Annotated in this window: 7 protein-coding genes; 6 read left to right on the top strand and 1 reads right to left on the bottom strand. The window is 72.4% G+C overall.

What is annotated here, in order from left to right; genetic code table 11:
- Positions 1-237 precede the first annotated feature (237 nt).
- The 4 genes from Q4V64_RS34705 to nudC all read left to right on the top strand — a co-directional run bounded on the left by Q4V64_RS34705 (position 238) and on the right by nudC (position 9,746).
- On the top strand, positions 238-3,567 hold the full coding sequence (locus tag Q4V64_RS34705) for an ATP-dependent DNA helicase (RefSeq protein ID WP_124439284.1): 3,330 nt from the start codon (positions 238-240) through the stop codon (positions 3,565-3,567).
- A gap of 120 nt (positions 3,568-3,687) precedes the next feature.
- Positions 3,688-7,227 (top strand): ATP-dependent DNA helicase, encoded by a 3,540-nt coding sequence (locus tag Q4V64_RS34710; protein WP_172629126.1) that lies wholly within the window; start codon positions 3,688-3,690, stop codon positions 7,225-7,227.
- Positions 7,228-7,237: 10 nt separating this feature from the next.
- Complete coding sequence (locus tag Q4V64_RS34715) at positions 7,238-8,650, top strand: dipeptidase (protein WP_124439282.1); 1,413 nt, start codon at positions 7,238-7,240, stop codon at positions 8,648-8,650.
- A 154-nt stretch (positions 8,651-8,804) separates the two neighbouring features.
- Positions 8,805-9,746, top strand: a complete 942-nt coding sequence (gene nudC, locus Q4V64_RS34720; RefSeq protein WP_124439281.1) for an NAD(+) diphosphatase — start codon at positions 8,805-8,807, stop codon at positions 9,744-9,746.
- 79 nt (positions 9,747-9,825) lie between these two features.
- Here nudC and Q4V64_RS34725 read toward each other — a convergent pair whose 3' ends face one another.
- Positions 9,826-10,068: a mycoredoxin gene (locus Q4V64_RS34725; protein ID WP_124439280.1), complete on the bottom strand. Its 243-nt coding sequence runs from the start codon at positions 10,066-10,068 to the stop codon at positions 9,826-9,828.
- Between the two features lie 184 nt (positions 10,069-10,252).
- On the opposite strand from Q4V64_RS34725, the gene Q4V64_RS34730 reads away from it, so the two are divergent.
- Positions 10,253-12,466 carry an ATP-dependent DNA helicase UvrD2 gene (locus tag Q4V64_RS34730; RefSeq protein ID WP_172629125.1) on the top strand — a complete coding sequence of 738 codons (2,214 nt, stop codon included), beginning with the start codon at positions 10,253-10,255 and terminating at the stop codon, positions 12,464-12,466.
- A 165-nt stretch (positions 12,467-12,631) separates the two neighbouring features.
- Entirely contained in the window at positions 12,632-12,955 is a 324-nt protein-coding gene (locus Q4V64_RS34735; RefSeq protein WP_172629124.1) for a hypothetical protein, read from the top strand.
- The last annotated feature ends 48 nt before the right edge of the window (positions 12,956-13,003 follow it).

The following is a 13,003-nucleotide window of genomic DNA, read 5'->3' on the forward strand; positions in this document are numbered from 1 at the left end:
GTAGAAGTGCAACCCGAAGCCCGTACGGGGGAAGCGGGGCACGTCCCTGGCATGCCGTACGTTCGTGAGGCGAGGGACGTACGAGTCCCGAGTGTCGTGAGGGAAGAAGCGGAAGCCCTGCTTCCGTACCGTCCGTCGGCGTAGCGTCGCCAGCGCGCATCCCTCTCACCCCCCGGCCACCGCCCTCCACGCGCGGCGGTCCTTCCCACAGCACACCCACCAGGACCGGCGAACCACGTGAGCTCCTCTTCCTCCACCAGGCGCCTGTCGCACACCCAGGTGCGACAGGGGAACCGTGGCGCTTACCGACCGGTGCGTACCCCGCCGGCCCGCGTGGATCCCCCTCGACTGGACGCCGCACAGCGAGCCGTGGTTGACCACGACACCGGACCGATGCTCGTTCTCGCAGGTCCCGGCACCGGCAAGACCACCACGCTCGTCGAGTCGGTGGCGGCGCGCATCGCCCGGGGCGGGGACCCCGCGCGCGTGCTGGTGCTGACGTTCAGCCGCAAGGCGGCCGTGGAACTGCGCGACCGTATGGCGCTGCGCATAGGGGCGGCACGCGCTCCCCAGGCGACCACCTTCCATTCGTTCTGCTACGCCCTGGTCCGCGCCCACCAGGACACCGACCTGTTCGTGGAGCCGCTGCGGCTGCTGTCCGGCCCCGAGCAGGACGTCGCCGTACGCGAACTGCTGGCGGGCCAGCCCGACCTGGAGCGGCTCGGCCTCGCGCATGTGCGCTGGCCGGACGAGCTGCGCGCCTGCCTGACCACCCGCGGCTTCGCCGACGAGGTCCGCGCGGTCCTCGCCCGCAGTCGTGAACTGGGCCTGGGCCCGGGCGCCCTGGACGCCTTCGCCCGCCGGATCGGCCGCCCCGACTGGCGTGCCGCGGCCGCCTTCCTCGCCGAGTACCTCGACGTGCTCGACCTGCAGGGCGTGCTCGACTATGCCGAACTGGTCCACCGCGCGGTCCTCCTCGCCCGCCGCCCCGACGTCACCGAGCGGCTCGCCGCACAGTACGACGCCGTCTTCGTCGACGAGTACCAGGACACCGATCCGGCACAGGTACGGCTGCTGCACGCCCTCGCCGGCGGCGGCCGCACCCTCGTCGCCTTCGGCGACCCCGATCAGTCGATCTACGCGTTCCGCGGCGCGGACGTGAACGGCATCCTGGACTTCCCGCGGGCCTTCCCGCGCGCGGACGGCCGACCCGCGCCCGTCGAGGTCCTGCGCACCTCACGCCGCTCAGGCGCCACCGTGCTGGCCGCGTCCCGGCTGCTGACCCAGCGCATGCCGCTGACCCGCCTCCCGGCCCACAAGGTGCGCGCCCACCGTGACCTCACTCCGGTACGGGACGGGGGCCAGGTCGAGGTCTACACGTACCCGACGCCCGGCACCGAGCTGGCCAACATCGCCGACATCCTGCGCAGGGCACACCTGGAGGACGGCGTCCCCTGGAGCGACATGGCCGTCCTGGTGCGGGCCGGTTCCCGCACCATCCCGACGGTCCGCCGCGCGCTGAGCGCGGCCGGCGTTCCCCTGGACATCGACGGCGACGACCTGCCCCTGCGGCACGAGCCCGCGGTGGCACCGCTGCTGACGGCGCTGAGGGCGGTGGCCACGGCGGAGGCGGCGCGGACCGACGGGCCTGCCGACGAGGCCGCGTCCGACCTTCCCGAGCCCGGCGGCAGCTCCTGGCTCGACACCGAAACCGCCCTCACTCTGCTCGCCTCCCCCCTCGCGGGCATGGACGCAGCCGACCTGCGCCGCCTCGGCCGAGCCCTGCGCGACGAGGAGCGGGCCGCCGGCACCCCGCTGCCGCCGCCCTCGGACGAGCTGCTCGCGCGGGCGCTGGCCGAGCCGGAGCGCCTGGCCGTGCACGACCCCACGTACGCGCGTGGTGCCCAGCGTCTCGGCGCGCTGCTCAGGAAGGCCCGTGAGCGCCTCGCGGGCGGCGGTACGGCCGAGGAGGCGCTGTGGGACCTCTGGGAGGGCACACCCTGGCCCATGCGCCTGGAGCGGGCCGCCCGGCGCGGCGGCGCGGCCGGACGCAACGCCGACCGCGATCTTGACGCCGTCTGCGCGCTGTTCGCGACCGCGGCCCGCGCCGAGGAGCGCACCGGCGGCCGGGGCGCCCTGAACTTCCTGGAGGAGATCGACGCCGAGGACATCGCCGCCGACACGCTCACCCGGCGGGCCGTACGCCCCGATGCCGTCCGCCTGATGACCGCGCACCGCTCCAAGGGCCTGCAGTGGCGGCTGGTCGTCGTCGCCGGCGTCCAGGAGGGCCTGTGGCCGGACCTGCGCCGCCGCGGCTCCCTCCTGGAAGCGGACCGCATCGGCCGTGACGGCCTGGCCGAACCGCTCACTGCGGGGGCGCTGCTCGCCGAGGAGCGCCGCCTGTTCTACGTGGCCGCCACGCGCGCGCGTGAGCGTCTCGTCGTCACCGCGGTCAAGGCACCCGCCGACGACGGTGACCAGCCCTCCCGCTTCCTGACCGAACTCGGCGTCGAACCACAGGACGTCACGGGCCGCCCCCGCCGCCCGCTGTCCGTCGCGGCGCTCGTCGCCGAACTCCGCGCCACCACCGTCGACCCGCGCGTCTCGGACACCCTCAGGGAGGCCGCCGCCCGCCGACTGGCCCGGCTCGCCGCCCTCGCCGACGAGGACGGTCGCCCCCTGGTGCCGTCCGCTCACCCCTACCGGTGGTGGGGCATGTTCGAGCCCACCGAGAGCAAGGTGCCGCTGCGCGACCGCGACCAGCCCGTCGTGCTGTCCGGCAGCGCGCTGGACCAACTCGCCAACACCTGCACCCTGCAATGGTTCCTGGGCCGCGAGGTGAAGGCCGACGCGCCCGCGACCGCCGCCCAGGGTTTCGGCAATGTCGTGCACGTCCTCGCCGACGAGGTCGCCTCCGGACACACTCCGGCCGACCTCGCCGTCCTCATGGAGCGCCTCGACTCCGTGTGGAACGCGCTCGCCTTCGACGCGCCGTGGAAGTCGGCGCAGGAGAAGGACAACGCGCGCGTGGCGCTCGAACGCTTCCTGAAGTGGCACGTCATGAACCGCACGGGCCGCAGGCCGGTCGCCAGCGAGCACGACTTCGACGTCAGTCTCGAAGCGGGTGACTACGAGGTGCGCATCCGCGGCCAGATGGACCGCGTGGAGGCCGATGGGGAGGGCCGCGCCTACGTCGTCGACTTCAAGACCGGCAAGCAGGCGCCCAGCGCCAAGGAGGTGGAGCGCCACCCCCAGCTCGCCGTCTACCAGCTCGCCGTCCGCGAGGGCGCCGTCGACGAGGCCTTCGACGGGGCACGCCCCGAGCCGGGCGGCGCGGAACTCGTCCAGCTGCGCCAGGGCGCCGCCAAGCGCGACGGCGGTGAGACCCTGCCCAAGGTGCAGGCGCAGGAGCCGCCGGAGGGGGAGTGGGTGGGCGAGCTGCTGGCCACGGCCGCCGGCAAGGTCCTCGACGAACGGTTCACGCCGAGCGCCGGCCAGCACTGCACCCACTGCGCGTTCCGGGCCTCGTGCAGCGCGCGGCCCGAGGGACGGCACGTGGTCGAGTAGCTCACGTGATCATTTGTGGTCTATGTGATCGACCGCACCACAGGTGCTGACCTGCGCTTCTCCTGTGCCTCAAGGGCGATGTGGCCTCCGCTGTCAGTGTCCGCCGCTAGCCTCTGCGACATGCCCGCCCGTATCACCGATCCCGATCAGCTCAAGGAGCTCCTCGGTATCCCGTTCACCCCGGAGCAGACGGCCTGCATCACCGCGCCGCCCGCCCCGCAGGTGATCGTGGCCGGTGCCGGCTCGGGCAAGACGACGGTGATGGCGGCACGCGTGGTGTGGCTGGTCGGCACCGGCCAGGTCGCCCCCGAACAGGTGCTGGGCCTCACCTTCACCAACAAGGCCGCCGGCGAACTCGCCGAGCGCGTCCGCAAAGCGCTGATCAGGGCAGGCGTCACCGACCCCGAAGTCATCGACCCGGACAACCCGCCGGGCGAGCCGGTGATCTCGACGTACCACGCCTTCGCGGGCCGCCTCCTGACCGACCACGGCCTGCGCATCGGACTGGAGCCGAGTTCCCGCCTGCTCGCCGACGCCACCCGCTACCAACTCGCCGCGCGCGTGCTGCGCGAGGCTCCCGGGCCCTATCCGGCGCTCACCCGCTCCTTCGCCGACCTCGTCAGCGACCTCCTCGCGCTCGACGCCGAGCTCGCCGAACACCTCGTAGGACCCGAGGACCTGCGCGCCTACGACGCCGAGCTGCTGCGCGCCCTTGAGGGTGCCAAACTCACCAACGCCGACCTGCGCAAGGTCCCCGAGACCGCCGCCGCCCGCCGTGAACTCGCCGACCTGGTCGTCCGCTACCGCACCGCCAAACGGGAACGCGATCTGCTCGACTTCGGCGACCAGATCGCCCTGTCCGCCCAGCTCGCCCGGAACCCCGACGTGGGCCGGATCCTGCGCGAGGAGTTCCGCGTGGTCCTCCTCGACGAGTACCAGGACACGTCCGTGGCCCAACGCATCCTTCTCGCGGGCCTGTTCGGCGGCGGCACCGGCCACCCCGTGACCGCGGTCGGCGACCCCTGCCAGGCGATCTACGGCTGGCGCGGCGCCTCCGTCGCCAACCTCGACGACTTCCCCGAGCACTTCGCCCACGCAGACGGCCGCGCCGCCACCCGCCAGTCCCTCAGCGAGAACCGCCGCAGCGGCGGCCGCCTCCTGAACCTCGCCAATGGCCTCGCCGAGCCCCTGCGCGCCCTGCACGCGGGCGTGGAGGCCCTCCGCCCGGCCCCCGGCGCCGAACGCGACGGACTGGTCCGCTGCGCCTTGCTGCGCACCCACGCCGACGAGATCGACTGGATCGCCGACTCCATCGCCCATCTCGTACGGACCGGGAAGGCGCCCGGCGAGATCGCCGTCCTGTGCCGTACGGCCACCGACTTCGCCGAGATCCAGGGCGCGCTCGTCGCGCGGGACGTCCCCGTCGAGGTGGTCGGCCTCTCCGGACTGCTGCACCTGCCCGAGATCGCCGACCTGGTCGCCGTCTGCGAGGTCCTCCAGGACCCCGGCGCCAACGCCTCCCTCGTCCGCCTGCTGACCGGCCCCCGCTGGCGCATCGGCCCGCGCGACCTCGCCCTCCTGGGCCGCCGCGCCCGGCTGCTCGTCTCCCACACGCGCGTGGACGGCGACGACCCCGACCGCCGGCTGGCCGAGGCGGTCGAGGGGGTCGACCCGTCCGAGGTGATCTCGCTCGCAGACGCCCTGGACACGTTCCTGGAGACCCCGCTGGACGGCGAGGACGACTCGCTGCCCTTCTCACCGGACGCGCGCGTGCGGTTCGCGCGGCTGGCCACCGAACTGCGCGAGCTGCGCCGCTCCCTGGCCGATCCCCTGATGGACGTCCTGCACCGCGTCCTGTCCGTCACCGGCCTGGAGGTGGAACTGTCGGCGTCCCCGCACGCCCTGGCCGCCCGCCGCCGCGAGACCCTGTCGAACTTCCTGGACATCGCCGCCTCGTTCGCCGCCGGCGACAACGAGGCGACCCTGCTGGCCTTCCTCGGCTTCCTGCGCACCGCCGCCCAGTACGAGAAGGGCCTAGACAACGCCCTCCCCGGCGGCGAGAACACCGTGAAGGTACTCACTGCGCACAAGTCCAAGGGCCTGGAGTGGGACGTCGTGGCCGTCCCCGGCCTGGTCACCGGAACCTTCCCCAGCGACCGGGGCCGCGAGAAGTGGACCACCCAGGGCAAGGTGCTGCCGCACGCACTGCGCGGCGACACCGAAACCCTCCCCGACGTGGCCTCCTGGGACTCCCGGGGCCTGAAGGCCTTCCATGAGGAGATGAAGGAGCACCAGCACACCGAGGAGCTGCGCCTGGGCTACGTCACCTTCACCCGCCCCCGTTCCCTGCTCCTCGGCTCCGGCCACTGGTGGGGCCCCTCCCAGAAGAAGCCCCGCGGCCCGTCGGACTTCCTGCAGGCCCTGTACGACCACTGTGCGGCCGGACACGGCGAGATCGAGGCGTGGGCCGACGAGCCCGCCGAGGACGAGGAGAACCCGGTCCTGCACCGGGAGGCCGCCGACCAGGTGTGGCCCCTGCCCCTGGACGACGCGGCCCTGGCCCGCCGCCGGGCGGCCGCCGCGACCGTCCTGGCCCACCTCGACGCCCTCGCCTCCCACGAGGACACCCACCCCGCGGCCACGCACGACCCCGACACCTACGACGACCCGGACTGGCCGGCCCCACCCGAGGACGACGAAGTCCCCTACGACCCCGCCTACGACGAAGCTCCCTACGACGGAGCCCTGTACGAGGAGGCCTCCGACGAGGACCACTTCCTCGACGTCGACGAGGCCGCGGCCGACTGGGACGCATGGACCCCGGACCGCCCGACCGTCCCGCACCAGGCGGCTGCCCCCGACATCCCCGAACGCTCCGAGGCGCCGGGGAGCGCACGCCCCCACCCCACAGAACCCGAGAACGCGCCCCTCACTCCGGAGGAGGCCCGCACCATCGCCTCCTGGGACCGCGACCTCGACGCCCTCACCGGGGAGCTCGTGCGCGCTCGCGAGAGTGTCACCGAGGTACCCCTGCCGGCGTCGCTGACCGCGTCCCAGCTGCTGCGCCTGGCCGCCGACCCGGACGGTTTCGCGCAGGAGCTGGCCCGCCCCATGCCGCGTCCGCCGCAGCCCGCCGCGCGTCGCGGCACCCGCTTCCACGCCTGGGTCGAGGCCCGCTTCGAAGAGCTGACGCTGCCCATGCTGGAGCCGGACGAGCTGCCCGGAGACGAGGCCGAGATCACCGACGAACGGGATCTGGAAGCCCTCAAGGACGCCTTCGAACGCACCGCATACGCCCGCCGTACGCCCCACCGCGTCGAGGCCCCCTTCCAGCTGGCGATCGCCGGCCGCGTCGTCCGGGGCCGTATCGACGCCGTCTACAAGGAGGGCGACGGCGAGACAGCGACGTACGAGATCGTCGACTGGAAGACCAACCGCACCCGCACCGCCGATCCGCTCCAGCTCGCGGTCTACCGGCTCGCCTGGGCCGAGCAGCAGGGCGTGCCCCTGGAGTCGGTCACGGCCGCGTTCCTCTACGTCCGCAGCGGCGAGGTCGTACGGCCGGACGACCTGCCCGACCGCGCGGGCCTGGAGCGGCTCCTGCTGGAGGAGCCGAGGGGTGAGGAACCGCACGACGAGGATGTCGGTGCGGGCCGATAGGCTCGTGACCATGAGCCAGCCCGTTGACAGTGCCGTCAGCGCCGTCCGTACGTACATCGAGCAGCACCGTGCCGCCTTCCTCGACGACCTCGCCGAGTGGCTGCGCATCCCCTCCGTGTCGGCCCAGCCCGACCACGCGCCCGACGTACGCCGCAGCGCGGACTGGCTCGCCGCCAAGCTCCAGGAGACCGGCTTTCCGACCACCGAGGTCTGGGAGACGCCGGGCGCGCCGGCCGTCTTCGCCGAGTGGCCCTCCGCCGACCCCCAGGCGCCCACGGTCCTCGTCTACGGCCATCACGACGTGCAGCCCGCCGCCCGTGAGGACGGCTGGGACAGCGACCCCTTCGAGCCGGTCGTCCGCGAAAACCGCCTCTACGCGCGCGGGGCGGCCGACGACAAGGGCCAGGTGTTCTTCCACACACTCGGCGTCCGCGCCCACCTCGCCGCTACCGGCCGCACGACCCCGGCCGTGCACCTCAAGCTGCTGATCGAGGGCGAGGAGGAGTCCGGCTCCCCGCACTTCCGGGCCCTCGTCGAGGAGCATGCGAGCAGGCTCGCCACCGACATCGTGATCGTCTCCGACACCAGCATGTGGTCGGAGGACACACCCACCGTCTGCACGGGCATGCGCGGCCTCGCCGAGTGCGAGATCCGGCTGTACGGCCCCGACCAGGACATCCACTCCGGGGCTTTCGGCGGCGCCGTCCCCAACCCGGCCACGGCCGTCGCCCGCCTGGTCGCCGCCCTGCACGACGAGCACGCACGCGTGGCGATCCCAGGCTTCTACGACGGCATCGTCGAACTCACCGACCAAGAGCGCGAACTCTTCGCCGAACTGCCCTTCGAAGAGCAGCAGTGGCTGCGCACGGCCAAGTCGTACGCCACCCACGGCGAGGCAGGGCACACCACCCTGGAGCGCCTCTGGGCCCGCCCGACCGCCGAGGTCAACGGCATCGGCGGTGGCTACCAAGGCCCCGGCAGCAAGACGATCGTCCCGTCCTCGGCGATGGTGAAGCTCTCCTTCCGGCTGGTCGCGGGACAGGATCCGGACCACGTCGAGAAGGCCGTCCGCGCCTGGGCGGCGGAGCAGGTGCCCGCCGGTATCCGCGCCGAGATCACCTTCGGCGCCGCCACGCGCCCGTGCCTGACACCGCTGGACCATCCGGCCCTGCAGTCCGTCGTCCGGGCCATGGAACGGGCCTTCGAAGGGCCCGTCCGCTTCACGCGCGTCGGCGGCTCGGGACCGGCCGCCGACCTCCAGGACGTCCTCGGCGCACCCGTGCTCTTCCTGGGTATCTCCGTCCCGTCCGACGGCTGGCACGCCCCGAACGAGAAGGTCGAACTCGATCTGCTCCGCAAAGGCGTCGAGACCACCGCCTACCTGTGGGGCGACCTCGCCGAGCCCTGGCGCCATGCGCCCTGACTCTCCCGCGCCGCCCGGACCGGCATCGCACGCGGGCACACTGGAAGGACCGCCCCGCACCCCGGGGCCCCGCCGGCCCCGGTCGCCTCCCGCCGCACAGCCCGCTGAACCATCCGCCGAAACACACTTTCCACCGGGGGAGTTGGAAGCACCCGTGACCACCTGGACCGACCACACCGCCGACCGCCCCATCTCGCTCACCGCCCCGAGCGGCATCGACCGAGCCGCCCACCACCGGCTCGACGAGGCCTGGCTCGCGGCGGCGTGGAGCCACCCCACCACCCGCTGCTTCGTGGTCTCCGGCGGCCAGGTCCTCATCGACGAGACGGCGGACGGCCGTACCGAACTCGTCATGACGCCCTCCTTCGAAGCCCCCCTCACCGAGGCACACCGCTACTTCCTCGGCATCGACGAGGACGGCGTCAGCTACTTCGCCCTCCAGAAGGACGCGCTCCCCGGGCGGATCGACCAGTCCGCGCGCGCCGCGGGCCTGCGCGAAGCGGGCCTGCTGCTGTCGCCGCGCGACGCGGGCCTGATGGTGCACGCGGTCGGCCTGGAGAACTGGCAGCGCACACACCGCTTCTGCTCCCGCTGCGGCGAACGCACCGTCATCGCCGCGGCCGGCCACATCCGCCGCTGCCCCGCCTGCGGCGCCGAGCACTACCCGCGCACCGACCCGGCCGTGATCATGGCCGTCACCGACGAGGACGACCGCATCCTGCTGGGCCGTCAGGTCCACTGGCCCGAGGGCCGCTTCTCGACGCTCGCCGGCTTCGTCGAGCCCGGCGAGTCCATCGAGCAGGCGGTGCGCCGTGAGGTCTTCGAGGAGGCCGGCATCAGCATCGGTCAGGTCGAGTACGTCGCCAGCCAGCCCTGGCCCTTCCCCTCCAGCCTGATGCTGGGCTTCATGGCCCGCGCCACCACGGGCGACATCACCGTCGACGGCGACGAGATCCACGAGGCCCGCTGGTTCTCCCGCGACGAGCTGCGCGCCGCCTTCGACTCCGGCGAGGTGCTCCCGCCGTACGGCATCTCCATCGCGGCCCGTCTGATCGAGCTCTGGTACGGCAAGCCGCTGCCGACGCGGAGCGTGTGACACGCGCCGGGCCACACATGGGAAGGCGGTCCCGAGGAACCCTCGAGGACCGCCTTCCTGGTTCGAAGCCGCGGAGCGGTTACGCGCCGATCTTCTGCTTCACCTGAGCCAGCGAAGGGTTCGTCAGCGTCGAACCGTCGGCGAAGAGCACGGTCGGGACCGTCTGGTTTCCGCCATTCGCCTTCTCCACGAACGCCGCGGACGCAGGGTCCTGCTCGATGTTGATCTCGGTGTACGTGATGCCCTCGCGCTCCAGCTGCTTCTTCAGCCGCTGGCAGTAGCCGCACCACGTGGTGCTGTACATCGTCACGGTGCCCTGCATGTCTCGCGCGCTCCTCTGGTGGCTCGGGGGATCGGGTCGTCCAGAGGGGGAACGTCCGCGATCGGGTCACCATTCCCGGCGGGGGTATGCCCGCCTGGTGACGCCTGCCGCATTAGTACGACTGCGAGTGCCTGCCTGTGGACAACCGGCTCACCCGTCTCCGGCGACCTGGCAGCATGGCCGTGTGACAGCAGCAACGCACTCCTCGCTCTTCCCACAGACACCGGGCTCGGCCGACGCGGTGCTCGAAGGGCTCGACCCCGAGCAGCGCGAGGTGGCCACCGCTCTGCACGGCCCGGTGTGCGTGCTGGCGGGCGCCGGCACGGGCAAGACACGGGCGATCACCCACCGCATCGCCTATGGGGTGCGGGCCGGGATCCTCCAGCCGTCCAGTGTGCTGGCCGTCACCTTCACCAACCGTGCCGCCGGTGAGATGCGGGGCCGGCTGCGCCAGCTCGGCGCCGTCGGCGTCCAGGCCCGCACCTTTCACTCCGCGGCCCTGCGCCAGCTCCAGTACTTCTGGCCGAAAGCGATCGGCGGGGCCATGCCCCGGCTTGTCGACCGCAAGGTCCAGCTCGTCGCCGACGCGGCCGCCGCCTGCCGTATCCGCCTCGACCGGGGCGAGCTGCGGGATGTCACCGGTGAGATCGAATGGTCCAAGGTCACCCAGACCGTCCCCGCCGACTACCCGCTCGCGGCCGCCAAGGCCGGACGAGAGACTCCCCGCGCCCCGGCCGAGATCGCCCAGCTCTACTCCGCCTACGAGGACCTCAAGCGCGACCGCGCGGTCATCGACTTCGAGGACGTGCTGCTGCTGACCGTCGCGATCCTCCAGGACCGGCACGACATCGCCGAGCAGGTCCGCTCCCAGTACCAGCACTTCGTGGTCGACGAGTACCAGGACGTCAGCCCCCTCCAGCAGCGCCTGCTGGAGCTGTGGCTCGGCGAGCGGGACAACCTGTGCGTGGTCGGCGACGCCAGCCAGACGATCTACTCGTTCACGGGAGCAACTCCCGACCACCTCCTCGACTTTCGCGCCCGCCACCCCGGCGCCACCGTCGTCAAGCTGGTCCGCGACTACCGCTCCACCCCCCAGGTCGTCCATCTCGCCAACGGCCTGCTCGCCCAGGCCCGGGGCCGCGCCGCCGACCACCGGCTGGAGCTGGTCTCCCAGCGCGCTGCGGGCCCCGAGCCCGTCTACACCGAGTACACCGACGAGCCCGCCGAGGCCGAGGGTGCCGCCCGCCGCATCCGCGAACTCATCGACGCAGGCGTGCGGGCCAGCGAGATCGCCATCCTGTTCCGCACCAACTCCCAGTCCGAGACCTACGAACAGGCCCTCGCCGACGTCGGCGTCCCCTACCAGTTGCGCGGCGCCGAGCGGTTCTTCGACCGTCCCGAGGTACGCAAGGCGGGCGTCGCCCTGCGCGGCGCGGCCCGCTTCGGCGGAAACGACTCCCTCCTGGACAACGCCGTCGACCTGCCCTCCCAGGTGCGTGCGGTGCTGTCCGGAGAGGGCTGGACCACCGAGCCCCCGGCCGGCTCCGGAGCCGTCAGAGAGCGCTGGGAATCGCTGGCGGCTCTGGTGAACCTCGCGCATGACTTCGCCGCCGCCCGACCCGGCGCCACCCTGAGCGACCTGGTGGCGGAGCTCGACGAACGGGCGGGCGCCCAGCACGCTCCGACCGTCGAGGGCGTCACCCTGGCCTCCTTGCACTCGGCCAAGGGCCTGGAGTGGGACGTCGTCTTCCTGGTCGGTGTCGCCGAGGGCATGATGCCGATCACCTACGCAAAGACCGACGAACAGATCGAGGAGGAGCGCCGCCTCCTCTATGTCGGCGTCACCCGGGCCCGCCAGCACCTGCACGTCTCCTGGGCGTTGTCCCGCTCGCCCGGTGGCCGTCCGGTCCGCCGCCCCAGCCGTTTCCTCGACGGCCTGCGCCCCGGCTCGACCGGCGCCGCGGGACGGAGCGCCGCGGGACGGAGCGCCGCGGTCGGCTCCGGCGGTGTCGAGCGCGGCTTCACGAGCCGACCGGGCGCTGCCGCCCCGCGACGCACGCAGCGCACCCCGGCCCGCTGCCGGGTGTGCGGGCGTACGCTCACCGACGCCGGTGAGATGAAGCTGATGCGCTGCGAGGACTGCCCGACCGACATGGACGAGGGTCTCTACGAGCGGTTGCGGGCGTGGCGCGCGGTCCAGGCGCGACGCAGCGGACAGCCCGCCTTCTGCGTCTTCACCGACAAGACGCTGATGGCGATCGCCGAGGCCGTGCCCGACGACGAGGGCGAGTTGGCGCGGATCCCAGGGGTCGGCGTGCGCAAGTTCAACCGCTACGGAGCCGACGTTCTGGCCATCTGCGCAGGCCAGGAGCTCACGGGAGAAGAAGATAAGGTTTGAGCCCAACTCGTCGAAAAAATAGTTTGCGCATGCCCCAGCAATCCCCATAGGTTCTTAGCCACGGGAACGGAGCCCTTCTCGAAGGCCCCGATTCCGTGCTGTACTTGCATATCCGTCGGACTGGCTCACCCCGGTCCCCCGAGACGCCGAGAGGAGGCGATTCCAGTGATCAGCATCAACACCAGCTCCATCAGCTCCGCCAAAGTGACCGATCGCTCGGTCGTCTCCACGTGCATGCTCGGCGTTTCGAACCTGGGCACCGGCCTGTCCGGCATTCCTGCCGTGCGTCCGGCGTCCTCTCTGTCTCTCGCGGGTCTTCCCGTCCGTGAGCGCAATGAGCGACCGACCAAGGCACTGGAAGCGGCAGTAGTGGCACAGGCCCAGGCCTATGCCTTCGCGGCGGCCGGTGCCGGATTCCGGAAGCAGACGACGCAGCACCACCAGATGTGGGCCTTCCGTGGGCCAGAACCCTGGAGTGATCCAGCCTGATCGCCGATCAGGCCGGCGCCTTCAGGGCCGCGGAACCCCATCCGGGAT

Source organism: Streptomyces sp. NL15-2K (genome assembly GCF_030551255.1).
Classification (GTDB): Bacteria; Actinomycetota; Actinomycetes; order Streptomycetales; family Streptomycetaceae; genus Streptomyces.

What these genes read in the sequence shown, in the direction of transcription:
- Q4V64_RS34710 (WP_172629126.1), top strand. Translation starts at nt 3,688, where the DNA reads ATGCCCGCCCGTATCACCGATCCCGATCAGCTCAAGGAGCTCCTCGGT.
- Q4V64_RS34715 (WP_124439282.1), top strand. Translation starts at nt 7,238, where the DNA reads ATGAGCCAGCCCGTTGACAGTGCCGTCAGCGCCGTCCGTACGTACATC.
- Q4V64_RS34725 (WP_124439280.1), bottom strand. Translation starts at nt 10,068, where the DNA reads ATGCAGGGCACCGTGACGATGTACAGCACCACGTGGTGCGGCTACTGC.